The organism is Caenimonas sedimenti, assembly GCF_007833165.1.
In the GTDB taxonomy this organism is placed as follows: domain Bacteria; phylum Pseudomonadota; class Gammaproteobacteria; order Burkholderiales; family Burkholderiaceae_C; genus Ramlibacter; species Ramlibacter sedimenti.
In genome coordinates this window covers 227,572-250,367 of sequence record NZ_VOBQ01000004.1, presented here as the reverse complement: position 1 = coordinate 250,367, position 22,796 = coordinate 227,572, and the positions used below count along the sequence as shown (strand labels likewise).

The window sequence follows — 22,796 nt, the reverse complement described above, 5'->3', positions numbered from 1 at the left end:
ATGCCGCGGCTGTCGCTGGCCGAAGCGGTGGAGCGTGCGACCGCCGCCTTGCAGGAGGCGGGTGCGAGCTTCGAGATGGCGCGCACCACGGCGCAGGCGCTGGTGCTCGCGGAAGCGCAGGGCATCGCGTCGCACGGCCTGGGGCGAGTGAAGCAGTACGCCACCCATTTGCGCAACGGGCGGGCCGACGGCCGGGCCCAGGCCCGCGTCGTGCGCGAGCACGGCGCCGCGCTGCTGGTGGATGCGGGACAAGGCCTGGCCTTCCCGGCCTGCGCGCTGGCCGTGGAGCGCGGCATTGCCGTGGCTCGTGAAATGGGTGTCTGCTTCGCCGGCGTGACCAGCAGCCACCACGCCGGTGTGCTGGTGGATCATTTGCGGCCCGCCGCCGAGGCGGGCCTCGTCGGCCTGGGGTTTGCCAATTCCCCGGCCGCGATGCCCGCCGCCGGTGGCCGGCATCCGGTGTTCGGGACCAATCCCATGGCGGCCATCTTTCCCCGGCCCGGCCATGATCCGCTGCTCATCGACCTGTCGCTGTCCGAGGTGGCGCGTGGCAAGTTGATGGTGGCGGCGCGCAAGGGGGAAGCCATCCCCACGGGGTGGGCCCTGGACAAGCACGGGCAGCCCACCACCGACGCGCGCGCGGGCCTGGAAGGTTCGATGCTGCCGATCGGCGCCGCATCGTCGCCCAAGGGCGCGATGCTGGCGCTGGTGGTCGAACTGCTGGTGACCGCGCTCACGGGAGCCCGGCTGGGCTTCGAAGCCTCTTCCTTCTTCGTCGACGAAGGCAATGCGCCGCGCATCGGCCAAGCGTTCCTGCTCATCGACCCCGGTGCGCTGGCTGGCCGAGGCGCCTATGACGAGCGCATCGAGGCGCTGTTGGCCGAGATGCTGGTGGATGAGGGCGTGCGGTTGGCGGGGGCGCGGCGGCTGGCGCTGGAGCGGCAGGCGCGGGTCGATGGCCTCGAAGTCGCGGACGGGGTCCTGTGATTGCTGGGGTTGGGGGGGGGGGGGGGGGGGGCCCCCGGGCGGGGGGGGGGGGGGGGGGGGGCCCCCCCCCCCCCCCCCCCCCCACCCCAGCATTCATCCGATGACCGTGCGCTCGGCACAAACCACGCACGCCCGATCACGCCGAACCCGCATCTCGCTCCACTCCATGGATCTCGCGTCCAGCATCTGCAGCCGCCCCGCCAGCGAGCTGCCCACGCCGGCCAGCAGCTTGAGCGCCTCGGCCGCCTGGAGGCTGCCGACGATGCCCACCAGCGGCGCGAACACGCCCAGCGTCGCGCAAAGAGCCTCTTCGAATTGCTGCCTGGCCGGAAAGACGCAGGCATAGCAAGGACAGGCCGCGTCGCGCGGATCGAACACGCTGACCTGCGCGTCGAACCGGATCGCCGCGCCCGACACCAGCGGCTTGCCATGGCGGAAGCACGCGGCGTTCACCAGATGCCGGGTGGCGAAGTTGTCGCAGCAGTCGATGACCACGTCCGCTTGCGGCACCAGGTCGTCCAGCAACTGGGCGTCCGCCTTCAACACCAGCGGCCGGACCAGCACCTCCGGGTTGATGGCGGCCGCCGCATCGCGCGCGGATTCGGCTTTCGGCCGGCCGATGCGTTCGGTGGTGTGCGCGATTTGCCGTTGCAGGTTGGTGAGGTCGACGGCATCGTGGTCCACCAGGGTGATGCGGCCCACGCCGGCCGTGGCCAGGAACAGCGCCACCGGCGAGCCCAACCCGCCGGCGCCGATGACGAGCGCGTGCGCGTCGAGGATGCGCTGCTGGCCTTCGACGCCGATCTCGTCCAGCAGCAGGTGCCGGGAGTAGCGCAGCAGTTGCTCGTCGGTCATCGGGGAATTGTGAGGCCAAACAAAAAGCCAGCCTTGTCGGCTGGCTCTCTGGGTCCCCGCCTGCGCGGGGATGACGCTGCGCGTCACCTGCGCCGGGATGACCTGACTTGCGCCGCCTCGCGGCGCGCCGTCAGGTCAATTCTCTTTCTTCTCGCCCTTGTTCTCGACCACCTGGGTCTTGCTGACGAGCACCGGGCGGCCCTTCAACTGGTTCAGCGCCTGGACCAGCTGGAAGTCCTTGTCGCTGCCGAACTCGGGCGGCCGGCGCGCGTCCGGACCCTTCTTGGCTTCCTCTTCGGCCTTCTTGCGGGCTTCCTCGCGCGCCTTCTCGCGTGCGGGGTCCTTCACCTCAGGGCCCTGGCCGGCGCCCAGGTGCTTGTCGAGATCGGCCTCGCGCGTCCGCAGGACGGAGAACACGTTGCCTTCTTCGGACTCGTCCACCATCACGTCCGGCACGATGCCCTTGGCCTGGATCGACTTGCCGTTCGGTGTGTAGTAGCGCGCCGTGGTCAGCTTCAGGCCGGTGTCCGGGCCCAGCGGACGCACGGTCTGCACGGAGCCCTTGCCGAAGGTCTGGCTGCCGAGGATGGTGGCGCGCTTGTGGTCCTGCAACGCACCGGCGACGATTTCGCTGGCGGAAGCCGAGCCTTCATTCACCAGGACGACCAGTGGCACGTTCTTGATGGCCGCAGGCAGCTTGCGCAGCGGGTCGCTGCCGGCCCGGCGCTGGTAGAACTCCGGCGCGGCCTTGTAGACGAACTTGCTCTCGGCCAGCTGCCCGTTGGTGGACACGACGTTGACGTTCTCGGGCAGGAAGGCGGCCGAAATCGCCACGGCCGCGTCGAGCAGGCCGCCCGGGTCGTTGCGCAGGTCCAGCACCAGGCCCTTGAGGTTGGGCTCGGCCTTGTAGATCTCTTCGACCTTGCGCACGAAGTCGTCGACCGTGCGTTCCTGGAACTGCGACAGGCGGATCCAGCCGTAGCCCGGCTCCATGACCTTGCCCTTGACGGACACGGTCTTGATCTCTTCGCGCGTGATCGTCACGGGGAAGCTGCGGTTCTCGTCCTTGCGGTAGATCGTCAGCATCACCTTGGTGTTGGGCTCGCCGCGCATGCGCTTGACGGCCTCCGACAGGGTGAGCCCCTTGACCGCGGTTTCGTCGATCTTGGTGATCAGGTCGTTGGTCTTCAGCCCGGCGCGGAACGCGGGCGAGCCTTCGATGGGCGACACCACCTTGACCAGGCCGTCTTCCTGCGAGATCTCGATGCCGACGCCGACGAAGCGGCCGGACGTGCCCTCGCGGAATTCCTTGAAGGACTTCTTGTCGAAATACTGGGAGTGCGGGTCGAGGCTGGCCACCATGCCGGAAATGGCGTCGGTGATGAGCTTCTTCTCGTCGATCGGCTCCACATAGTCGGACTTGACCATGCTGAAGACGGCCGCGAGCTGCTGCAGCTCCTCGAGCGGCAGCGGGGCCAGGGAGCCACGCGCGACGGTCTGCAGCGAGACCGTGGTCAGCGCGCCGGCCAACGCGCCTACGGAAATCCAGCCGGCAATCTTGAGTTTGTGGCTCATGGGGTCGTCAACTTCCTCTCGACTTCAATATACACCTGGGAAGTAGCTCTGACGCGCGCGTCTTGCGCTGGTTCCCCCGCCGCTGGGGCGCCAGTGTGAAAAATACGCGTAAAGACGCAGGAAACGTCCTACGCCTCCTCCCTCCGGGTTTCGTCAGGCTTTGCCCTGGCTCGCCACCGCCGCGGCCGCCCGGGCCGCAGCTTCAGGGTCACCCAGGTAGTAGTGGGGCCGCAGCGGTTTGAGGTCCGCGTCGAGCTCGTAGACCAGCGGGATGCCGTTGGGAATGTTGAGGCCGACAATGTCCGCGTCGGAGATGCCGTCCAGGTACTTCACGAGGGCCCGGATCGAGTTGCCGTGCGCCGCGACGACGAGGCGTTTGCCCGCCCGGATGGCTGGCGCCATCGCCTCATTCCAGTAGGGCAGGACCCGCTCGACGGTGTCCTTCAGGCATTCGGTCAGCGGCACTTGGCCCGCTGAAAGTTTGGCGTAGCGGACGTCGGAGCCTTCGTAGCGGGGGTCCGTCGGTTCCAACGCCGGCGGCGGGGTGTCGTAGCTGCGGCGCCACACCAGCACCTGCTCATCGCCGAACTTCTTGGCCGTCTCGGCCTTGTTCAGGCCCTGCAATGCACCATAGTGGCGCTCGTTCAGGCGCCAGGTATGCACGACCGGCAGCCAGGTGCGGTCCAGCTCGTCCAGGCAATGCCAGAGCGTGTGGGTGGCGCGCTTCAGCACGCTGGTGTGGCAGACGTCGAAGTCCCAGCCGCCGGCCTTCAGCAGGCGGCCCGCCTGCCGGGCCTCATCAATCCCCTGCTGGGTCAGCGGGACGTCAGTCCAGCCGGTGAAGCGGTTCTCCAGGTTCCAGGTGGACTGGCCGTGGCGGATCAAAACGAGCTTGTACATGGCCGACATTCTAGAATCCCGGGTTTCCCGGCCTTGCGGCCAGGACCGAAAGGTAAGAATGAAGTTCGTCATGGACAACTGGATGCTGCTGCTGGTGGCGTTCACTTCCGGAGCCATGCTCCTGTGGCCGGCCCTCGGCAAGGGGATGAGCGCGGGCGGGGTGAGCCCGTCCAATGCCGTGCTGATGATGAATCGCGAAAAGGCGGTGGTCGTCGACGTCAGCGAGACGGAGGAGTTCGCCGCAGGCCACGTGGTGGGGTCCAAGAACATCCCGGTCAATGAGCTGGAGAAGCGGCTCACGGAAGTCGTCAAGAACAAGACGGTTCCGCTCATCCTGGTGGACCCCACGGGTGCCCGGGCCAACCGTGCGCTTGGCGTGGCCAAGAGCCTGGGCTACGACAAGGCTCATGCGTTGAGCGGTGGGCTGGCCGCGTGGAAAGAGGCTAATCTCCCCCTGGAGAAAACCTGAAACGCCCCCATTTGAGAACGATGCAGCCCGTCAAGATGTACACCACGGCCGTTTGCCCTTACTGCATTCGCGCCAAGCAGGTCCTGAAGTCCAAGGGTGTCGAAGCCATCGAGGAAATCAGGGTCGACATGCAGCCCGAGGAACGCATGAAGATGATGGAGATCACGGGGCGGCGCACCGTCCCGCAGATCTTCATCGGCGACACCCACGTCGGCGGCTGCGACGACCTGATGGCCCTCGACCGCCAGGGCGGCCTCGAGCCTTTATTGCAGGGTTCGACAGCCTGAGATAATGCGCGGTTGAACCGACGACCCGCCCGCGGAGCCACACGTTCCCGCGGGCTTTTTATTCGCATCGAAAGCACCCCGCCATGGCCGACAACAACGACCCCGTCTTCCAGATCCAGCGCGTCTACATGAAAGAGGCTTCGTTGGAGCAGCCCAATTCCCCCGCCATCCTGCTCGAGCAGGAACAGCCTTCCGTGGACATCCAGCTCGGCGTCGAAGCCCAGCAGGCCGCCGACGGCATGTACGAAGTCTGCGTGTCCGCCACCGTCACCACCAAGATCAAGGACCGCACCGTGTTCCTGGTCGAGGTGAAGCAGGCGGGCATCTTCGAAATCCGCAACCTGCCGCAAGAGCAGATGCAGGGCGTGATGGGCATCGCCTGCCCGCAGATCGTCTACCCCTACCTGCGCAGCAACGTGGCCGACATCGTCACCCGCGCCGGCTTCCCGCCGGTCCACATGGCCGAGATCAACTTCCAGGCCATGTACGAGCAGCAGCAGGCCGACGCGCTGCAGGCCGCCGAGCCGCCGCAGATCATCGCGACCGCCTGAGGCAAACCGCCGGGCCGCCGTGAACATCCTCGTGCTGGGGGCCGGCGCCTGGGGAACGGCGCTGGCCGTCCGCGCGGCGGACCAGCACCAGGTGACCTTGTGGGCCCGCGATGCCGGCCAGGCAAACGCCCTGGCGGCCACGCGCGAAAACACCCGCTATCTGCCCGGCTTCCCATTGCCCGCGGGCGTCAGCGTGCTTGCGTCCGGCCCGTCCGGTATCGCCGGGCTGGCGGCGCAGCATGACCTGGTCATCGTCGCGACCCCCATGGCGGGCCTGCGCGCGATGCTGGCCGGGTTGGCTGCCTGCACGCGGCCGGTCGCCTGGTTGTGCAAGGGCTTCGAGGCGCCGGTCCACGCCGCGGGCGGCCTGCTGGGCCACGAAATCCGCGCCGAAGTGGCGCCCGGCCTCGCATCGGGCGCGCTCAGCGGCCCCAGCTTCGCGCAGGAGGTCGTTCAGGGCCGGCCGACCGCTCTCGTGGCGGCCAGTGAGTCGGAACTGGTGCGCACCGCGTTGGTCGATGCTTTCCATGGCCCGACCATCCGCGTCTATGCGAACGACGACCTGGTGGGCGTGGAAGTGGGCGGCGCGGTCAAGAACGTGCTCGCGATCGCGACGGGCCTGTGCGACGGCCTGTCGCTCGGGCTGAACGCCCGGGCGGCCCTCATCACGCGCGGCCTGGCGGAGATGACGCGGCTGGGCGTGGCCCTGGGCGCGCGGGCCGAGACCTTCATGGGGCTGTCGGGGCTGGGCGACCTGGTGCTCACCGCCACCGGCGACCTGAGCCGCAATCGCCGGGTGGGCCTGCTGCTGGCCCAGGACCGTTCCGTCGAAGAGGCGGTGGACTCGCTGGGTCACGTTGCCGAAGGCGTCTACAGCGCCAGAACGGTGGCCGCGCGCGCCCGCCGCCTCAACGTCGACATGCCCATCACCCGTTGCATGGTCCGCCTGCTCGATGGCGAGCTGCGGCCCGGCCAAGCCGTGGCGGAACTCATGGGCCGGGATCCAGGGGCGGAGACCCGCTGAGGCTGGCGAAGGTGGCGGCTGGCTACGCCGCCGCGATCTCGCGCGCCAGCCGCTCCATCTCGTCCGTGCCATTCGGACGCACCACGCGGCCGACCTCCTGGCCATCCTTCAGGAACACCAGGGTGGGCCACAGCTTCACCCGGTAGCTTCGCCCCAGCGGCTGGCCGGGACCATCCTCGATCTTGATGTGGCGCAGGCCGGGCCGGCCGGCCAGCGCCTTCGCGATGGCCGGCTGGGCGCCCCGGCACCAGCCGCACCACGAGGTGCCGAACTCCAGCACGGTGGCACCAGCCATGGCATCGACTTCGGCACGGCTGGGGTCGGCCTGGGCATGGGTCGCATTCATTTCCGCATTTTCGCGGAGACTGGTCACGCGGCTGTCGGCGGGCCGCGACTGCCCCTGTAGTCGCCGGTGCTAGAGTCCGACCCGTCATGCGCCTTGCCGCCGCCCTGCTGGTCCTGTGCCTGCCCGCCTTCCTGGCGTGCGCGCCCGCCGACGCCGAACCGGGCGCCGCGAAAGCCGGCGGCCGGGCCGCCAGCGCCAGCGCCAGCGACAAGGCCAGCGCCGAGGACGAGAAGGCGATCGCCGAGTGCATCTCCGACAACAAGACCGAAGGCGCCAGGCGGGAAGTCGTGCTCAAGTACTGCACGTGCATGAACGACCAGATGGAAGACCACGAGACCTTGTCGATCTCGGAGTGGGAAAAAAACCATCCCGCATCCGTGAAAGCCTGCGACAAGGTGGCCGGCTGGAAGTAGCGGGTCCGATCAGCGTTCGCCGGCCGCGATGGCCAGCGCCATCCTGGGCAGCCTGACGGAGAACACGGAGCCCCGCCCGGGGACCGAACGCACCTGCACCACCGCGCCCAGCAGCGTGGCCAGCCGCTGCACGATCGCCAGGCCGAGGCCCATGCCGTGCTCCTCCCCGCGCGCCACGTTCGACGGCTGGTAGAACTCGCCGAAGACCTTGGCCGTTTCGTCCGGCGCGATGCCGATGCCGGTGTCCAGCACCTGGATTTCGACCGCTCCGGCCCGCCGCCGGCAGCCGACCAGCACCCGGCCCTTGGGCGTGTACCGCAGGGCATTGGCCACCAGGTTGGACAGCACCCGCCGCAGCACCACCGGGTCGGTGTCCACCCACAGCGCGGACGGCAGCCGCACGCGCAGCTCCAACCCCTTCTCCCGGGCCGGCCCCGCGAACGCCGTGCTCACTTCGGCCAGTACCTCGGCCAGGGGCGTGGCCCGACGGCTGACGGTCACCACGCCGTTTTGCAGGGCGGACAGCTCGAACAAGCCGTCCAGCAGCCGTCCCAGGCCTTGCACGGCCTGCTGCAGCCGCGCGGCAATGTGCGCCACCTCCGGACCGGGCAATTCCGGGCGCCGCGCCATCGATTCCAGCGTCGCCGTGAACAGGCCGAGCGCCTGGATCGGCTGGCGCAGGTCATGGCTGGCCGCCGCCAGGAAGCGTGTCTTGGCCGCGCTCGCGGCTTCGGCGTGGTCCTTGGCCGCCCGCAAGTCCTCATCGGCCCGCAGCAGGCGGATGCGCCGGCGCAGCAGGTACCAGGTGAGCAGGGCGAGCGCCAGGCTCGCCACCGCGCCGGTGCGCGCGACGAGCTGCAGTTTGCTCAGCGCCACCGGCGTCGCGAAGTTCGGCAGCGAGCGTGCCGTCAGCATCCACGAATAGCCGTCGACCTCGACCCGCTGCGAGGCGAAGAACAGCTTCACCGTCGACTCGCCGCCGACCCGGTCGCCGATCGTGTCGACGGCCTGCTCGCCGCCTTGCCCGACGCCCGCGTCCTGCACCTCGATGTCGATGTCGGCGCGTTCCCCCAGGATGTTGCCGGTCAGTCCGTCCATGCTGAAGGCGGCGTAGACCCAGCCGGCGATCGCCGCCCGGCGTTCCTGCACGTTGCCGGTCGGCCGCCCGGGGTGGTAAACGGGCAGCCACATGCGGTAGCCCGCCTGCACCTGCTGGGCGTCCTCGTGCGGCAGCTTCACCTTGTTGGAGATCGCGACACGGCCGGAGTCACGCGCCGCCACCATCGCGTGGCGGCGCGAGGGCTCGGCGAAGTAGTCGGAGCCGAGCGTGCCGAGCAGGCTGGAGCCGGAAGGCTCGAAGAAGACGGCGGACGTGACCTCGTCGACACCGCCGGCGGGTCGCAGCGCATAGGCGGGGAAGCCCTGGCTGCGCACGGCACGCACATGGCGCTCGCGCTCGGTGGCCGGCACGTATTGCGAGTAGCCCAGGCCCTGCAGGCCGGGATGGCTGTCGATGCGCAGCCGCGCGACGAAGGCCTGGAAGTCGCCGCGCTGCACGACCGCCGACGTGGCGAACAGGCCGTGGGTCGCGTGCAGCGCCTGCTCGTAGGCCAGCATGCGTTCACGGAACAGGCTCACCGTCTCACGCACACGCGTGTCGAACTCCGCCTGCAGGCCCGCCTCGATCTCCTGCCGCTCGCGCTCCCACAGCTCGTACGACACGGCGCCGGCGCCCACCAGCACCAGGCCGGGCAGCACGTAGCTGAGCAGGCGCGAGCGCAGGAAGCGTGTCACCGCTGGTAGGGCAGCAGGATGCGCATCGCCTCCTGCTGCGCGTCCTGCAGCGCCTGCTGGGGAGTCTTTGCGCCCGTCAGTGCCGCGGCCAGGCCGGCGTTCAACGCCTGCGTCACCCGCTGGTTCTCGTGCGTGGAGAGCTCGGCGACCGCGTGGGCCAACTGGTCCCGCGCGACGGCCGCCGCCGGGAAGGCGGCCACGTGCTTGCGCATGGCCGGCGTCTCCCAGGCCGCGCGCGACACCGCGATGTAGCCCGAGTCGATGGCCCAGCGCGCCGTGCGTTCCGGGGCGACCATCCACTTGACGAAGCGGAAGGCGGCCTGCTGCTGCGCGGGCGCGCTCTTGCGGAAGATGTAGAAGTTGCCGCCGCCGGTGGGCGAACCGCGCCGCTTCGCAGCCGGCAGCATGGCCGCGCCGAACGGGAAGCCCGCCTTGTCCTTCAGGTCCTGCAGGTTGCCGCTGGTGGTCCAGACCATGGCGGCCTTGCCGGCCAGGAAATTCGCCGGCGTCGTGCCCCATTCGACGATGCCCGGCGGGTGCACGTGGCTCACGCGCGCGAGGTCCACCCAATACTGCAGCGCCGCCACCGCCGCCGGCTGGTCGAAGTAGGTTTCGGTGCCGGTGGCGTTCATCAGCTCCGCGCCGTTGGCGGCCACCAGCCCCTGGAACAGCCAGTACGGAAAGCCGGACGAAGGGATCTGCAGCCCCCACTGCGTCGTGCCGCCCGCCGCGTTGCGGCGCGTGAGCTGCTTCGCATAGTCGGTCATCTCCCGCCAGCTGGCCGGCGGCCGCTCCGGGTCCAGGCCGGCCTGGCGGAACAGCTTCTTGTTCCAGTACAGCAGGATGGTGGAGCGCTGGAACGGCACGCCATACGTCCGCCCTGCGGCGCGGCTGTTGGCCATCAGCGCCGGCTGGAAACCTTGCAGCCAGGCCTTGTCGGCGGCGGTGGTGGCAAGTTCGTCGAACGGCACCACGGCGTCGGCATCCACCAGGGTGTAGATGTCCACCGCGAACAGCACCGCGACGTCCGGCGGCGCGCCCTTGCGGTGCGCCGTCAGGGCCTTCTGGATGGAATCCTTGTAGGTGCCGGTGTAGATCGGGCGCACCCGGATGTCCGGATGCTCCTTCTCGAAGTCTCCCACCAGCGCGCCGATGCGCTTGGCCATCGGGCCGCCCACGGCGATCGGGAAGTAGAAGGAGATCTCGGTCGGCGCGGCGGCGGCAAAGCCCGAGGCCGCCAGCAAGAGCGCCGCCAACACCGCCTTCCAACGTTCCGGCATCACGGACCTCCAGTCACCCCATAGTATCCACGGATGAGCTTGGAACCTCAGTTCCCGCGGTCTTTTCGGCGCTTCCGGGCTGCCGCTTCGAAGACCGCGCGGAGCATCGCGCAGCGCGGTCTCCCTTGGGGCCAGGATCCGGCTTCGCCGGGCCTGGTCTCACTGATCAAACCACTGCAAAAATGCGCAGCATTTTTGCAGTGATCAATCCAGGATCAGCTGGGTCTGGGTCACCACGGAGCAGAGCTTGCCCTGCGCGTTGCGGATGCTGGTCTGCCAGACGTTCGTCGTGCGGCCGCGGTGCAAGGCCACGCATTCGCCGGTGACGGTGGTGTTGACCGCCGCGCCGCCGATGAACTTGGTGCTGGAATCGGTCGTCGTCGTGCGCTTGCCTTCCGGCATGTTCAGGATGGTCCCGACGGCGCCCAGGGTGTCGGCAAAAGCCATGTGCGCGCCGCCGTGCAGGATCCCGCCGGCGGTGCACAGGTCCGGCCGCACCAGCAGCGTCGCCACCACCCGCTCGGGCGTGGCTTCGGTGATGGTGACGCCCATCAACCCCGGAAAAAGCGGGACGATGAGCTTGTTGATCTGGTCGACGGTGGGCATGGGAGGGGATGGTAACCCTGCCGCCGCCCCAGCCCTGGCCTTGCGGCTATGCTTGCCGGATGACTGATTTTTCCTCGGCCGCACTGGCCGAACTGGCGCGTGCGGACGTCGCCCGCGCCCTGGCCGAAGACGTGGGTGCGGGCGACCTCACCGCCGGCCTGGTGGATCCGGCCCGCCGGGCCCGCGCCCTCGTGATCGCGCGCGAGGCCGCCGTCGTGTGCGGCGGCCCCTGGCTGGTCGCCGCCGTGCGGCAGCTGGACCCGCAGGCCACCGTGACGTGGGCGGTGCCGGAAGGGAAGCGCTGCCAGCTGGGGCAGCCGGTCGTGGAAATCCGCGGCCTGGCCCGCGCTATTCTCACGGCCGAACGTACCGCGCTCAACTTCCTGCAGCTGCTCAGCGCGGTGGCGACCAAGACGGCGGTTTACGTGGAAGCGGTGAAGGGCACGAAAGCGCAAATCGTCGATACCCGGAAGACCTTGCCCGGCCTGCGTCTCGCGCAGAAGTACGCGGTGAAGACCGGCGGCGGCACCAACCACCGCATCGGCCTGTACGACGCGGTGCTGATCAAGGAAAACCACATCGCGGCCGCCGGCGGCGTGACGCCGGTGCTGCGGGCCGCCGCCGCCGTGGCGCCGCAGGCCAGCTTCGTGGAGATCGAGGTGGAAACGCTGGCCCAGCTGGAGGAAGCCCTGGGTGCCGGCGCGAAGATGGTGCTGCTGGACAACATGGACCTGCCGACGCTGCGCGAAGCAGTGCGCATCAACGCCGGCCGCGCCATCCTGGAGATCTCCGGCGGCGTCACGCTGGACAGCGTGCGCGCCCTTGCGGAAACCGGCGTGGACCGCATCTCCATCGGGACGCTGACCAAGGACGTGAAGGCCACGGACTTCTCGATGCGTTTCCAGCAGGAGGAATGACCCACCCCCGAAGCGCCTGCGGCGCCTCCCCCTCAAGGGGGCGCCACCAGCGGCCCGGCGGAGCCGGTTCCGCGGTGGCCCGCGTTTGCCGCTCCTGGCTTTCATGCGTTATGAGTTGCCGAATATGAACACCGTCATCCCGATCAAGGAAGTCGAATACGAGCATCCGCTGCCCGGGCAGGCCGGTGCCGCCTGCGACACCAAGTACGCCTGGGCGCGGGTGCCGGCGGAACCGTCGCCGGCCGAACGCACGGCGCTCAAGGACAAGATCAAGCGCCTGCTGAAGGAGCGCAACGCGGTGATGGTGTCGCACTACTACGTGCACCCGGACCTGCAGGACCTGGCGGAGGAGACCGGCGGCATCGTGAGCGACTCGCTGGAGATGGCGCGCTTCGGCCGCGACCATGCCGCGCAGACGCTGGTGGTGTCCGGCGTCAAGTTCATGGGCGAGACGGCCAAGATCCTGTCGCCGGAGAAGACCGTGCTGATGCCGGACCTCGACGCGACCTGCTCGCTGGATCTCGGCTGCCCGCCCGACGAATTCGCCGCGTTCTGCGACCAGCACCCGGACCGCACCGTGGTCGTCTACGCCAACACCAGCGCCGCGGTGAAGGCCCGCTCGGACTGGCTGGTCACTTCGAGTTGCGCGCTCGACATCGCCCGGGCCCTGAAGGACAAGGGCCACAAGATCCTGTGGGCACCCGACAAGCACCTGGGCGGCTACATCCAGCGCCAGACCGGCGCCGACATGGTGTTCTGGAACGGCTCGTGCATCGTGCACGACGAGTTCAAGGCGTTCGAGCTGGAGGACCTGAAGAAGCAATACCCGAAGGCCAAGGTGCTGGTCCACCCGGAGTCACCCGCCGACGTGGTGGCGCTGGCCGACGCGGTCGGGTCGACGTCGGCCATCCTCAAGGCGGCGCGCGAGTTCGATGCGAAGGAATTCATCGTCGCGACCGACAACGGCATGATGCACAAGCTGCGCACGCTGAACCCCGGCAAGGTGTTCATCGAAGCGCCGACCGCCGGCAACAGCGCCACTTGCAAGAGCTGCGCGCACTGCCCCTGGATGGCGATGAACGGCCTGGCCGGGCTGGCGCATGTCCTGGAGACCGGCGCGAACGAGGTGTTCGTGGATGCTGCCGTCGGCGTGCGCGCGCGCCTGCCGATCGACCGCATGCTGGCCTTCACCGCGGCGCTGAAGGCGGGCCAGCCGGCCGGCGCGCTGGTGCCGGAGATCGGCGCGGCGTGAACGCTCAGGCGGCAGCGGCGATCCCGTTCCGCCTGGATGCGGAGCAGCGTGAGCGCGCACTGCGCCTGTTCAACGGGCGGGGCGAGATCCAGTGGTTCCAGTTCGAAGCGGGCATGGATGACGCCATTGCGTCGGTTCGCCTGGCCGCCGGGCCGCACCGGGGCTTGCAAGGCGGTGGTGGCAGCGCTGCGTTGAATGGCGGCGTCATCGCCGCCGGCTTCGACGCCGTGGCGGTGCTCACCGGGCTGGGCCACTACGCCACCGACACCGTCGTCACGGTCGATCTTTCGGTGCAGTTCCTGGCCTTGGCGGATGCCGGCGCGGCACCAGCCTGGCAGGGGTGGGCCACCCGCACCACGCGCAACTTGTGCTTCGTGCAGGCGGTTCTCGCTGGCGGCGGGCAGGTGTTCGCGACGGCCCATGCGGTGGTCAAGCCCGCCTGAGGCGATCAATTTCCGGGCCGATGTCGAAAGCAAGGGTTGCCGGGCGACATTGTCAGGTCGCGCATTTCGCGCCTCCCCAACCAGGAGATTCCCATGGAATACATGCTGTTCATCCACGCCGACGATGGCGCCTTCGACGCCCTCCCGCCCGCCGTCCAGTCGCAGGCGCTGGCGGCCTATGGCGCCTACGCGCAGGCCTTGCGCGAAGCCGGCCTGCTGCGCTCCAGCAACCGCCTGCGTCCCGCCAGCATGTCCACCAACGTCAAGGTGCGCGACGGCAAGACCGAGGTGCTGAACGGCCCTTTCATCGAGACCCGCGAGGAGCTGGGCGGCTACTACCTGATCGACGTGCCGGACCTGGACACCGCGCTCTCCTGGGCCGCACGCTGCCCCGGCGCCAGCCACGGCACAGTCGAGGTCCGCCCCGTTTGGCAGATGTGACTTCCGTGGAGGCCACCGCCGCCGCCGCGGAGGGCGCCGCCCGGCGCAGCTACGGCAAGCTGGTGGCCTTCCTCTCCGCGCGCACGCGCGACCTCGCCGGCGCCGAGGACGCGTTGTCCGAGGCCTTCGCCGCCGCCCTGGCCGGCTGGCCGGTGCACGGCGTCCCGAGGACGCCCGAAGCCTGGCTGCTCACGGTGGCACGCCGCAAGATGGTCGATGCGGTCCGTGCGCGAATCCACGACGAACACGCGAGCGAGCATTTGCAACTGGTGGCGGAGCTGGCCGCGCCCCAGGACGGGGAGGCGGAGCTGCCGGATGAACGCCTCGGGCTGCTCTTCGCCTGCGCCCACCCGGGCATCGAGCCGGTGGCGCGGGCGCCACTGATGCTGCAGACCGTCCTGGGATTCGACGCGGCCGCCATCGCCTCGGCGTTCCTGGTCGCGCCTGCGACGATGGGGCAGCGCCTGGTGCGCGCCAAGGCCAAGATCCGGCAGGCGGGTATCCCCTTTCATGTTCCGGAACGCCACCAGCTGGCGGAACGCCTGGACGCCGTGCTGGGCGCCATCTACGCGGCCTATGCCGAGGGTTGGGCCGACGCGGAGGGCACGGACCCGCGGCGCCGCAACCTGGCGGAGGAAGCCATCTGGCTCGGGCGCCTGCTGGTGAGCCTGCTGCCGGCGGAGCCGGAAGCCGCCGGCCTGCTGGCGCTGATGCTGCACTCGCATTCGCGCCGGCACGCCCGGCGGGACGCGGAAGGCGACTACGTGCCGCTGGCGTTGCAGGACACCACGCGCTGGGATGGGATGCTGCTGGACGAAGCCGAAGCGCTGCTCCAGCAGGCGAGCCGGCGCGGCGCTCCCGGCCGGTACCAGCTGGAGGCCGCGGTGCAGTCCGCGCACGCGATGCGCCGCTTCGGCCGCCCGCCGGACTGGGCGGCCATCGTGATCCTGTACGAGGCGTTGCATGCACTCACCGCTTCGCCGGTCGCGGCCTTGAACCATGCTGTGGCGCTGGCGGAAGCCGAGGGCGCGGCGGCCGGGCTCGCGGCCTTGCGCGAACTGGAGGGCGACGCGCGGCTGCGCGACTACCAGCCCTACTGGGCGGCCCGGGCCGAGCTGCTGGCGCGCAGCGGCGACAAGGCGGGCGCGGCCGAGGCCTACCGGCTGGCCACGGGCCTGGAACGGGACGAGGCCGTGCGGCGCTTCCTGCAGCGCAAGGCAGAGGCCTTGTGACGATGCGCGGCCCGGCGCAGCGCATCGTCTGCGCCCCTCAGGCTCCCGGCAGGTGGAAGCGGCGCCGCACCAGCTGGAGGCGGCGCCGCATCTCCTCGCTGCCCAGCCCCAGCCGCTCGATGATTTCGAGCCGCGGCAGCGACGCCATCTCCGCATAGAAAGCCGAGAACAGCGACAGCCGTTCGAACTCCTCCAGCACGGCGGCCATGATCCAGCTGCCGAAGGAAGCGCCGGGGGCGATCCGCTCGAAGCGTGCCGCAGGTGCCAGGAAGGGCTCGCGCGCGTCGGCCTGCCTGTTCTCGTTCATGGTGTTGGCCAACTGCCCGAGCGCGCTCACCGCGAGCGCGCGTTCGCCGGCTTCCTGGGCGACGCGTGCCAGGCTGGCCAGCCGCATGAAGGACGTGTCCTGGCCGCACACGGTGCGCAGCACGTCCAGGCTCCCCTGCAGCGCGGCATGGCGTTCGGCCAGCGGCCGGGCCGCATCGCGGCTCATCGCGTGCAGCGCCAGCGCCCGCTCGACCTCGGCGCTGACGCCGGCGGCCACCGTCTGCGACCACAGGGAGACGAGCGGGACGGCATACGGGAGTTCCGCCAGCGAGCGGCGCCACCCGTCGGCTTCCGCGGGTTCCGGCGGGGACGCCGGCGGTGCGCGCAGCAGCAGGCCTTCGGCTTCCAGCCGTTCCGCGCGGTCCGGCTTGCAGGCGAACAGGTTGAGCAGGTAGCCGTCGGGCGTCGCCTGCGGGTCGAACGGGACGAGCACACCGAGGCCAGGCACCAGGCGGTACGAGGCATAGCCGCGTGCCGCGAACTGGTCGGCCAGCCCGAGATGCACGGCCGCATCGGCACGGATCTCGTACTGCACAAGAGGCGAGAGGTCGCGGAAGAACCGCACCCCGCCGCGCAGGATGCTGGCCTCCTCGCCTTCCGCGTCGATCTTGACGAAATCGATCGACTGCCAACCGTGGCGCATCAGCGCTTCGTCGAGGGTGGTCACCGGCACGGTCTCGCTGGCGCCGGCCTGCGCCGCCGCGCCCCGCACCAGTGCATTGAGCTCGGAATCCTGGTTCAGCGACAGCTGCGCCTGGCCGATCTCGCTGGAGAGCGCGGCCTTTTCCAGCTTGACCTGGTCGAAACCGTTGGCGGCGATGCCGGCCGCCAGCAGCCGGGCGGTTTCCGAAGCGGGCTCGAAAGCGACCACGCGCCCCGAGGGCCCGACGGTCTTCGCCATCGACAGCGCATAGACGCCGTAGTTGGCGCCGATGTCGAGCACCTGCTGGCCGGGCCGCAGGGCACGGCGCAGGAAGCGGATCTCGTCTTCGAACCAGTCCTGCTGTTCGAGCAGGACGAAGGGGGTGATCAGATCGAGCGAGTCGGGCACGACGACGCGCACGCCGTCCACGATGTCCACGGTGAGGGAACCAGTCATCCCCGGATTGTCGCCGCTCCGGCCAAGGCCTCAGGCCGGCGCGCGCGCGTAGCTCACGGTGAGGATCTCCCATTGATGGCCGTCGGGCTCGTTCCAGTAGACCATGCGGCCGCCGTAGTCCGTGTTGATCCGGCCTTCGCCGCCCCCGCGCACGTCGCTGCGGAACGGGATGCCGGCCGCGCGGATGCGCCCGAGGATGGCGTCGAAATCCGCCTCCGGGACCCGGAAGGCGAAGTGATAGATGGGGAATGCTTCATCGGTCTGGATGAAGTCGAGCGTCAGGCCGTCGTTCAGGTACACCGGCGAAAACGGGCCCAGGGGCGCCTGCGGGGACCAAGGCACGCCCAGCAGGTGGGCGAGGCGTTCCGCGGAGGCCACGGCGGTGTGCGAGGGAACGATGGTGTGGTCGAGTTCGATGGTCATGGCGTGCGAGTCAGGACGAAGGAAGCGCATCGAGCGCGGGTGGAGCGGCTTGCGTCCGCTGGGGAAGCACCTTGAGGTGATAGGTGCGCTCCAGGTCGACCCCCGGCACTTCCACGCGCAGATGAAGTTCCCAATCGTAATGAGTGGTACCTCGCTCGATCTCTGATCCCGGACCATGCCCGTCCATCTGGCGGAAGCGGCGCACTGTCTCCGGCAAGTCGGTCGCCGCCCTTTCTTCAGGGATGTCGAGCCGGATGTCGGCATACGCCGCCCCGCGCCGTGCGCGGATGGGAAACAGCCGCGCGATCGACCAGATCACCTCGTTCTGCATGCTCTCATCCCCGCGCTTGCGGGTGAACCGGAGGCTTTCGAGCTCGACGCGCGCCGCGCTTCCGGCCATCGACGCCGGCAAACGCACCAGCGCCTTCAGGGGCGCGCCGACCCGTGCTTCGCTCTCCAGGTACAGGTGGACCTTGCCGAACCGCATGACGCTCAACGTCATGCGCAAGGCCACCAGAAAAGCGAACAACGCGGCGCAGGTGATGATCCCGCCGCTCAGCATCCAGATGGGCCAGCCGGGCTCGCGGTCCAGGCCGAGGACGATGAAAACCGCGCCGAAGAGCCCGACGATCAAGGCACCCACCCAGGTGCCGAGGGCAGCCTTGGGCCGTTCGTAAGAAGGGACTTCGATCCGCATGGACATGGCCGTGGCTCCGGTGAACACCGGTTTTGTAAAGCCTGGACAGCTGAAAAGCAACGGGCCGAATGACCCAGGCACGGCTCAGTGGGCTTCGATCCTGTTGCCGTGTGCCGGAGCCTCGGCGGCGTCCGGCGGCAGGGCTTGCTTCATGCCTTCAGGCGGGCTTCAGGATCGTCGGCACCGCGACCGGTGCCATGTCGGGGTAGTCGCGGCTGAAATGCAGGCCCCGGCTTTCGTGTCGAGAGCGGGCCGAATCGACGATGAGCTCCGCCACCGTCACGAGGTTGCGCAGTTCGAGCAGGTCGGTGGTGACGTGGAACGCGCTGTAGAACTCCTGGATCTCCTCCTGGAGCAGCTTGATGCGGTGCGCGGCCCGGTCCAGCCGCTTGTTCGTGCGCACGATCCCCACGTAGTCCCACATGAAGCGGCGCAGCTCGTCCCAGTTGTGCGAGATGACGACCGCCTCGTCCGCGTCGGTCACCCGGCTGTCGTCCCAGGCCGGGATCGCCGGCACGGCCGGCAGCTGCGTCGCGATAATGTCCAGCGCCGCCGAGCGGGCGAACACCATGCACTCCACCAGCGAGTTGCTGGCCAGCCGGTTGGCGCCGTGCAGGCCGGTGTACGCGGTCTCGCCGACGGCATGCAAGCCGTCCGCGTCGGTGCGGCCTTGCAGGTCGGTGTGGATGCCGCCGCAGGTGTAGTGCGCCGCCGGCACCACCGGAATGGGTTCGCGCGTGATGTCGATGCCCAGTTCGAGGCAGCGGGCGTAAATGTTGGGGAAGTGCTCTTTCACGAACGCTTCCGGCTGGTGCGAGATGTCCAGGTGCACGCAGTCCAGGCCGTGCTTCTTCATCTCGAAGTCGATCGCGCGGGCCACGACGTCGCGCGGAGCCAGTTCCAGCCGCGCGTCATGGTTCGGCATGAAGCGCGTGCCGTCCGGCAGCAGCAGCCGGCCGCCCTCGCCGCGCACGGCTTCGGTGATGAGGAAGTTCTTGACGTTGGGGTGGTACAGGCAGGTCGGGTGGAACTGGATGAACTCCATGTTCGTCACCCGGCAGCCGGCGCGCCAGGCCGCCGCGATGCCGTCGCCGGTGGCGGTGTCGGGGTTGGTCGTGTACAGGTAGACCTTGCCTGCGCCGCCCGTGGCCAGGATGGTGTGCGGCGCGCGGAAAGTCACCACTTCGTCGGTCGCTTCGTCCAGCGCGTACAGCCCCAGGCAACGGTTCGGCTGCAGGCCCAGCTTGCCGGCCATGATCACGTCGACCAGCATGTGGCGCTCGAACACGGTGACGTTGGGCGTGCGCTTGACGCGCTCGATCAGTGTCCGCTGCACGGCCGCGCCCGTGGCGTCCGTCACGTGCACGATGCGGCGCGCGCTGTGGCCGCCTTCGCGCGTCAGGTGCAGGTGGCCATCCTCCTCGGAGAAGGGCACGCCCAGTTCGCGCAGCCAGGCGATGCTGGCCGGCGCGTTCTCCACGACAAAGCGGGTGGCGGTGGGGTCCGAGAGGCCGGCCCCCGCGACCAGCGTGTCGTCGACGTGCGAGTCGAAGGTGTCGCCTTCGGCCAGCACGGCGGCGATGCCGCCCTGCGCCCAGCCGCTGGAGCCGTCGCTCATGGTGCGCTTGGTCAGGACGGCCACCCGGTGGGTGGGCGCGAGGTGCAGGGCCGCGGACAAGCCGGCAAGCCCGCTGCCGACGATCAGCACGTCGAAATCACGAGGGGATGTGGAGCTCAAGGTTCAAGCCGGCTGGTAGGCCAGGCGGACGTAGATGGGAGCATAGGCCTCGGCCTGGGTCAGCTCGATCAGCGTCTCCTTCGCGAGCTCCAGCGTGGCGATGAAGGTGACGATCAACGTGGGCACGCCCTTGGCCGGGTCGAACAGGTGCTCGAACTCGACGAACTTGCGGCCCTGCAGCTGCTTCAGCACGATGCTCATGTGCTCGCGCACCGACAGTTCCTCGCGGGTGATCTTGTGGTGCTGGATCAGGTTGGCGCGGCGCAGGATGTCGCGCCAGGCCTCCTGCAGGTCGACCACGTTGACGTCGGGAAAGCGCGGCGCCAGCGCCTGCTCGATGAACACCTGGGCCCGCAGCACGTCGCGGCCGATCTGCGGCACTTCGTTCAGGCGGAAAGCCGCGGCCTTCATCTGCTCGTATTCCAGCAGGCGGCGCACCAGCTCGGCCCGTGGGTCCTCCGGCTCCTGGCCTTCCGCCACCTTCTTGGGCGGCAGCAGCATGCGCGACTTGATCTCGATCAGCATCGCGGCCATCAGCAGGTATTCGGCGGCCAGTTCCAGGTTGCGCGTGCGGATCTCGTCCACGTACACCAGGTACTGGCGCGTCACCGCGGCCATCGGGATGTCGAGGATGTTGAAGTTCTGCTTGCGGATCAGGTACAGCAGCAGGTCGAGCGGGCCTTCGAAGGCTTCGAGGAAGATCTCCAGCGCGTCCGGCGGGATGTACAGGTCCTGCGGCATGGCGAACAGGGGTTCGCCATAAAGCCGGGCGAGCGCGACCTGGTCGATCACTTCGGGCAGTCCGGAAGTCTCGGATGCCGGAGCTTCCGGCAGCAGGGCGGCGCTCGAGTCCACGTCAGCGGGGCTGGCGCGGGTCGTCGCCGTAGACGTAGGGCTTTTGCGGCACGCGCGCCTCGCGCCATTCGCCCTGGGCGTCGCGGTCGATGTTCTTGTCCCACCAGATGGCGCGGCCCGCGCGCTGCTGGGCCTCCAGCTCGGGCTTTTCCTCTTTCAGCTTCTCGATGAACTGCGTGACGTCGGACTGGTAGTCGAGCCGGCGGAAAAGGCGGAGGAACTTGGACATGGGCCTATTTTAGGCCTCGCTATCCCGCCACCTCCGCCGACGCCTCATTGCGCCGCAGTTCCGCCCCGAAGCCCGCCCGCTCGATCACCTCGCCGGGCTGCTGCTGCAGGGCCTCGAGGTGCAGCGTGCCCGCGCGCAGCAGCACCGCCTTGTGCAGCTGGCGCAGGGCGTCCAGCCCCGATGTGTCCAGGTGCACCAGTTGCAGCGCGTCCAGCACCACCACCGGCGCCTCAGGGCCGTCTTCCACCGCCTGCACCACCTCATCGATCTTCGCGACCGCGCCGAAGAACAGCGAACCGTACAGCTTGTAGTGCAGCAGCGCGCCCTCGCTGGGGACCCGCTCCACGCGGAAGAGGGAGCTCATCTTCTGGATGAAGAGCACGCAAGCCAGGCCGAGCCCCACCTGCACGGCCACGGTCAGGTCGAACACCACCGTGAGGAAGAACGTGCCCAGCATCAGCACCCGGTAGTGCGTGCTGTATTTCTTCAGGTGGCCGAACTCGCGCCACTCGCCCATGTTCCAGGCGACGAAGAGCAGGATGCCGGCCAGCACCGCCAGCGGCACATGCAGCGCCAGCGGCGCGGCGGCCAGCACGACGACCGCCAGCGTCAGGGCATGGACGATGCCGGCCACGGGCGACGTGGCGCCCGAACGCACGTTGGTGACGGTGCGGGCGATGGTGCCGGTGGCGGGCATGCCGCCGAAGAACGGGACCACGAAGTTGGCGATGCCCTGCGCCATCAGCTCCTGGTTGGGGTCATGCCGCGGCAGGGGAGAGATCTGGTCCGCGACCCGCGCGCAGAGCAGCGATTCGATGGCGCCCAGCATCGCGATGGTGACGGTCGGGGTGACCAGCAGCTTGACCGTTTCCCACGAGAAATCAGGCAGGGCGAAGCCGGGCAGGCCTTGCGGGATGCTGCCGAAGCGGCTGCCGATGGTCTCGACCGGCAGCTGCAGGTACCAGGCCGCGAAGGTGAGCGACACCAGCGCGACGATGGGTCCCGGCAGGCGCGCGCTCAGGCGGGCGGCCCGCTTCATGCCCGGCATGTCGAGCGGGATCTTCACCGGCGAGCTGGCCTGCCAGAGGCGTGGCCAGATGAACAGGCCGGCGAAACACGCGGTGCCGAGCGCGAAAGCGTAGGGGTTGAAGCTGCCCAGGTTCAGCACCAGCGTCTTCAGCTGGGTGAAGAAGTCGGCGGGCATCCTGGCGATCTCCAGCCCCAGCCAGTCCTTCAGCTGCGAAGCCGCGATCAGCACGGCGATGCCGTTGGTGAAGCCGATGACGATGCTGACGGGCACGTAGCGCACCAGCCGCCCGAGCTTCAGCATCCCCAGCAGGAACATCAGCACGCCGGCACAGGCGGTCGCGATCATCAGATTGGCCAGGCCATAGCGCTCGACAATGCCGTAGACGATGACGATGAAGGCACCGGCCGGCCCGCCGATCTGCACGCTGGAGCCCCCCAGTGCGGAAATGAGGAAGCCCGCGATGATGGCCGTCCAGAGGCCGGCTTCGGGCTTCAGGCCGGAAGCGATGGCGAAAGCCATGGCCAGCGGCAGGGCGACGATGCCGACGGTGAGGCCGGCGCCGAGGTCGCGGGCGAAGCGTTCACGGTCGTAGCCGTGCAAGGCGTCCACGAGGCGTGGACGGAAGACGAAGGAAAAGGTCAAGCAGGTCTCCGGAAGTCGAACGGAACGCGTCGGTTCAGTTCGTTGCCGGAGGGCCGCAGTGGTGCAGCCGGGTGATGAAGCGCCTGCGGCGCGAGAGGGGGAGGGCGGCCTTCGCCGTGGGGGCCATGGCGCCCAGTGTACGCCCCGCCGGGTTACTTCTTCTCGTCGCCGCCCGGCGTCACGACATCCACGGCGGCGCCGACGGCCTTGCCCGTGAGCTTGACGACGCCCACCGTGGCATCGACGGCCAGGGAAGCGGCCGTGCCGGCCACCAGGATGACACCGCAGCCGCCGAGGGCGGTGCAAAGCAAGGCAACGCCGCAGGCCGCGGCGACGCGGCGCAGGCCGGGAGAATGAAGCGGTAAATGGGGGGGCATGGAGCCC

General features: G+C 69.2%; 26 protein-coding genes. 11 read left to right on the top strand and 15 right to left on the bottom strand.

Annotated elements, in window-relative coordinates; translation table 11 throughout:
- A complete protein-coding gene (locus FN976_RS05845) occupies positions 1-987 on the top strand; it encodes an Ldh family oxidoreductase (protein ID WP_145891929.1) in 987 nt (328 codons plus the stop codon).
- A gap of 93 nt (positions 988-1,080) precedes the next feature.
- On the opposite strand, the gene FN976_RS05835 is transcribed toward FN976_RS05845, so the two are convergent.
- The 3 genes from FN976_RS05835 to gpmA all read right to left on the bottom strand — a co-directional run bounded on the left by FN976_RS05835 (position 1,081) and on the right by gpmA (position 4,317).
- The gene (locus FN976_RS05835; protein ID WP_145891927.1) at positions 1,081-1,842 is read right to left on the bottom strand and encodes a HesA/MoeB/ThiF family protein; all 762 of its coding nucleotides are present in this window, start codon (positions 1,840-1,842) and stop codon (positions 1,081-1,083) included.
- A gap of 135 nt (positions 1,843-1,977) precedes the next feature.
- A complete protein-coding gene (locus FN976_RS05830) occupies positions 1,978-3,417 on the bottom strand; it encodes a S41 family peptidase (RefSeq protein WP_145891925.1) in 1,440 nt (479 codons plus the stop codon).
- A 153-nt stretch (positions 3,418-3,570) separates the two neighbouring features.
- Complete coding sequence (gpmA, locus tag FN976_RS05825; RefSeq protein WP_145891923.1) at positions 3,571-4,317, bottom strand: 2,3-diphosphoglycerate-dependent phosphoglycerate mutase; 747 nt, start codon at positions 4,315-4,317, stop codon at positions 3,571-3,573.
- A gap of 58 nt (positions 4,318-4,375) precedes the next feature.
- Between gpmA and FN976_RS05820 the strand changes: the two genes are divergently transcribed.
- The 4 genes from FN976_RS05820 to FN976_RS05805 all read left to right on the top strand — a co-directional run bounded on the left by FN976_RS05820 (position 4,376) and on the right by FN976_RS05805 (position 6,648).
- A complete protein-coding gene (locus FN976_RS05820; protein WP_145891921.1) occupies positions 4,376-4,786 on the top strand; it encodes a rhodanese-like domain-containing protein in 411 nt (136 codons plus the stop codon).
- 20 nt (positions 4,787-4,806) lie between these two features.
- Positions 4,807-5,073 (top strand): glutaredoxin 3, encoded by a 267-nt coding sequence (grxC, locus tag FN976_RS05815; RefSeq protein WP_145891919.1) that lies wholly within the window; start codon positions 4,807-4,809, stop codon positions 5,071-5,073.
- A gap of 83 nt (positions 5,074-5,156) precedes the next feature.
- Positions 5,157-5,624 carry a protein-export chaperone SecB gene (gene secB / locus FN976_RS05810; RefSeq protein ID WP_145891917.1) on the top strand — a complete coding sequence of 156 codons (468 nt, stop codon included), beginning with the start codon at positions 5,157-5,159 and terminating at the stop codon, positions 5,622-5,624.
- A 19-nt stretch (positions 5,625-5,643) separates the two neighbouring features.
- On the top strand, positions 5,644-6,648 hold the full coding sequence (locus FN976_RS05805) for an NAD(P)H-dependent glycerol-3-phosphate dehydrogenase (RefSeq protein WP_145891915.1): 1,005 nt from the start codon (positions 5,644-5,646) through the stop codon (positions 6,646-6,648).
- Between the two features lie 22 nt (positions 6,649-6,670).
- Here FN976_RS05805 and FN976_RS05800 read toward each other — a convergent pair whose 3' ends face one another.
- Entirely contained in the window at positions 6,671-6,994 is a 324-nt protein-coding gene (locus FN976_RS05800; RefSeq protein ID WP_145891913.1) for a thioredoxin family protein, read from the bottom strand.
- Between the two features lie 86 nt (positions 6,995-7,080).
- Between FN976_RS05800 and FN976_RS05790 the strand changes: the two genes are divergently transcribed.
- Entirely contained in the window at positions 7,081-7,407 is a 327-nt protein-coding gene (locus FN976_RS05790) for a hypothetical protein (RefSeq protein ID WP_186510758.1), read from the top strand.
- Positions 7,408-7,416: 9 nt separating this feature from the next.
- Here FN976_RS05790 and FN976_RS05785 read toward each other — a convergent pair whose 3' ends face one another.
- The 3 genes from FN976_RS05785 to FN976_RS05775 form a co-directional block, all read right to left on the bottom strand.
- Positions 7,417-9,201: a CHASE domain-containing sensor histidine kinase gene (locus tag FN976_RS05785; protein WP_145891911.1), complete on the bottom strand. Its 1,785-nt coding sequence runs from the start codon at positions 9,199-9,201 to the stop codon at positions 7,417-7,419.
- Positions 9,198-10,481 carry an ABC transporter substrate-binding protein gene (locus FN976_RS05780; RefSeq protein ID WP_145891909.1) on the bottom strand — a complete coding sequence of 428 codons (1,284 nt, stop codon included), beginning with the start codon at positions 10,479-10,481 and terminating at the stop codon, positions 9,198-9,200. The genes FN976_RS05785 and FN976_RS05780 overlap by 4 nt, the downstream gene beginning before the upstream one ends.
- Before the next feature lie 204 nt (positions 10,482-10,685).
- On the bottom strand, positions 10,686-11,087 hold the full coding sequence (locus FN976_RS05775; RefSeq protein ID WP_145891907.1) for a PaaI family thioesterase: 402 nt from the start codon (positions 11,085-11,087) through the stop codon (positions 10,686-10,688).
- A gap of 59 nt (positions 11,088-11,146) precedes the next feature.
- On the opposite strand from FN976_RS05775, the gene nadC reads away from it, so the two are divergent.
- The 5 genes from nadC to FN976_RS05750 all read left to right on the top strand — a co-directional run bounded on the left by nadC (position 11,147) and on the right by FN976_RS05750 (position 15,372).
- Positions 11,147-12,004: a carboxylating nicotinate-nucleotide diphosphorylase gene (nadC, locus tag FN976_RS05770; protein WP_145891905.1), complete on the top strand. Its 858-nt coding sequence runs from the start codon at positions 11,147-11,149 to the stop codon at positions 12,002-12,004.
- A 124-nt stretch (positions 12,005-12,128) separates the two neighbouring features.
- Positions 12,129-13,256, top strand: coding sequence for a quinolinate synthase NadA (gene nadA / locus FN976_RS05765; protein WP_145891903.1), 1,128 nt, complete (start codon positions 12,129-12,131; stop codon positions 13,254-13,256).
- The gene (locus FN976_RS05760) at positions 13,253-13,699 is read left to right on the top strand and encodes a hotdog domain-containing protein (protein ID WP_145891901.1); all 447 of its coding nucleotides are present in this window, start codon (positions 13,253-13,255) and stop codon (positions 13,697-13,699) included. Before nadA ends, FN976_RS05760 begins: the two co-directional genes overlap by 4 nt.
- Before the next feature lie 93 nt (positions 13,700-13,792).
- On the top strand, positions 13,793-14,140 hold the full coding sequence (locus FN976_RS05755) for a YciI family protein (protein ID WP_145891899.1): 348 nt from the start codon (positions 13,793-13,795) through the stop codon (positions 14,138-14,140).
- Positions 14,141-14,145: 5 nt separating this feature from the next.
- Positions 14,146-15,372: an RNA polymerase sigma factor gene (locus FN976_RS05750; protein WP_255440160.1), complete on the top strand. Its 1,227-nt coding sequence runs from the start codon at positions 14,146-14,148 to the stop codon at positions 15,370-15,372.
- Positions 15,373-15,409: 37 nt separating this feature from the next.
- Here FN976_RS05750 and FN976_RS05745 read toward each other — a convergent pair whose 3' ends face one another.
- From FN976_RS05745 to FN976_RS05710, 8 genes are all read right to left on the bottom strand, one after another.
- Positions 15,410-16,798 carry an FkbM family methyltransferase gene (locus tag FN976_RS05745; RefSeq protein ID WP_145891895.1) on the bottom strand — a complete coding sequence of 463 codons (1,389 nt, stop codon included), beginning with the start codon at positions 16,796-16,798 and terminating at the stop codon, positions 15,410-15,412.
- A gap of 30 nt (positions 16,799-16,828) precedes the next feature.
- Positions 16,829-17,221 carry a VOC family protein gene (locus FN976_RS05740; protein WP_145891893.1) on the bottom strand — a complete coding sequence of 131 codons (393 nt, stop codon included), beginning with the start codon at positions 17,219-17,221 and terminating at the stop codon, positions 16,829-16,831.
- Between the two features lie 10 nt (positions 17,222-17,231).
- On the bottom strand, positions 17,232-17,855 hold the full coding sequence (locus tag FN976_RS05735; RefSeq protein ID WP_186510757.1) for a hypothetical protein: 624 nt from the start codon (positions 17,853-17,855) through the stop codon (positions 17,232-17,234).
- A gap of 220 nt (positions 17,856-18,075) precedes the next feature.
- Entirely contained in the window at positions 18,076-19,656 is a 1,581-nt protein-coding gene (nadB, locus tag FN976_RS05730) for an L-aspartate oxidase (RefSeq protein ID WP_145891888.1), read from the bottom strand.
- Between the two features lie 3 nt (positions 19,657-19,659).
- Positions 19,660-20,511, bottom strand: coding sequence for a segregation and condensation protein A (locus tag FN976_RS05725; protein ID WP_186510756.1), 852 nt, complete (start codon positions 20,509-20,511; stop codon positions 19,660-19,662).
- Between the two features lies 1 nt (position 20,512).
- Positions 20,513-20,740: a DUF3460 family protein gene (locus FN976_RS05720; protein ID WP_145891886.1), complete on the bottom strand. Its 228-nt coding sequence runs from the start codon at positions 20,738-20,740 to the stop codon at positions 20,513-20,515.
- Between the two features lie 19 nt (positions 20,741-20,759).
- Positions 20,760-22,412 (bottom strand): SulP family inorganic anion transporter, encoded by a 1,653-nt coding sequence (locus FN976_RS05715; RefSeq protein WP_145891884.1) that lies wholly within the window; start codon positions 22,410-22,412, stop codon positions 20,760-20,762.
- A gap of 152 nt (positions 22,413-22,564) precedes the next feature.
- Positions 22,565-22,789, bottom strand: a complete 225-nt coding sequence (locus FN976_RS05710; RefSeq protein WP_222432775.1) for a hypothetical protein — start codon at positions 22,787-22,789, stop codon at positions 22,565-22,567.
- Positions 22,790-22,796: the final 7 nt, after the last annotated feature.

What these genes read in the sequence shown, in the direction of transcription:
- FN976_RS05710 (WP_222432775.1), bottom strand. Translation starts at nt 22,789, where the DNA reads ATGCCCCCCCATTTACCGCTTCATTCTCCCGGCCTGCGCCGCGTCGCC.
- grxC (WP_145891919.1), top strand. Translation starts at nt 4,807, where the DNA reads ATGCAGCCCGTCAAGATGTACACCACGGCCGTTTGCCCTTACTGCATT.
- nadC (WP_145891905.1), top strand. Translation starts at nt 11,147, where the DNA reads ATGACTGATTTTTCCTCGGCCGCACTGGCCGAACTGGCGCGTGCGGAC.
- FN976_RS05830 (WP_145891925.1), bottom strand. Translation starts at nt 3,417, where the DNA reads ATGAGCCACAAACTCAAGATTGCCGGCTGGATTTCCGTAGGCGCGTTG.
- FN976_RS05800 (WP_145891913.1), bottom strand. Translation starts at nt 6,994, where the DNA reads ATGAATGCGACCCATGCCCAGGCCGACCCCAGCCGTGCCGAAGTCGAT.
- FN976_RS05845 (WP_145891929.1), top strand. Translation starts at nt 1, where the DNA reads ATGCCGCGGCTGTCGCTGGCCGAAGCGGTGGAGCGTGCGACCGCCGCC.
- gpmA (WP_145891923.1), bottom strand. Translation starts at nt 4,317, where the DNA reads ATGTACAAGCTCGTTTTGATCCGCCACGGCCAGTCCACCTGGAACCTG.
- FN976_RS05755 (WP_145891899.1), top strand. Translation starts at nt 13,793, where the DNA reads ATGGAATACATGCTGTTCATCCACGCCGACGATGGCGCCTTCGACGCC.
- FN976_RS05790 (WP_186510758.1), top strand. Translation starts at nt 7,081, where the DNA reads ATGCGCCTTGCCGCCGCCCTGCTGGTCCTGTGCCTGCCCGCCTTCCTG.
- FN976_RS05775 (WP_145891907.1), bottom strand. Translation starts at nt 11,087, where the DNA reads ATGCCCACCGTCGACCAGATCAACAAGCTCATCGTCCCGCTTTTTCCG.
- FN976_RS05740 (WP_145891893.1), bottom strand. Translation starts at nt 17,221, where the DNA reads ATGACCATCGAACTCGACCACACCATCGTTCCCTCGCACACCGCCGTG.
- nadA (WP_145891903.1), top strand. Translation starts at nt 12,129, where the DNA reads ATGAACACCGTCATCCCGATCAAGGAAGTCGAATACGAGCATCCGCTG.
- FN976_RS05720 (WP_145891886.1), bottom strand. Translation starts at nt 20,740, where the DNA reads ATGTCCAAGTTCCTCCGCCTTTTCCGCCGGCTCGACTACCAGTCCGAC.
- FN976_RS05835 (WP_145891927.1), bottom strand. Translation starts at nt 1,842, where the DNA reads ATGACCGACGAGCAACTGCTGCGCTACTCCCGGCACCTGCTGCTGGAC.
- FN976_RS05780 (WP_145891909.1), bottom strand. Translation starts at nt 10,481, where the DNA reads ATGCCGGAACGTTGGAAGGCGGTGTTGGCGGCGCTCTTGCTGGCGGCC.
- FN976_RS05745 (WP_145891895.1), bottom strand. Translation starts at nt 16,798, where the DNA reads ATGACTGGTTCCCTCACCGTGGACATCGTGGACGGCGTGCGCGTCGTC.
- FN976_RS05820 (WP_145891921.1), top strand. Translation starts at nt 4,376, where the DNA reads ATGAAGTTCGTCATGGACAACTGGATGCTGCTGCTGGTGGCGTTCACT.
- secB (WP_145891917.1), top strand. Translation starts at nt 5,157, where the DNA reads ATGGCCGACAACAACGACCCCGTCTTCCAGATCCAGCGCGTCTACATG.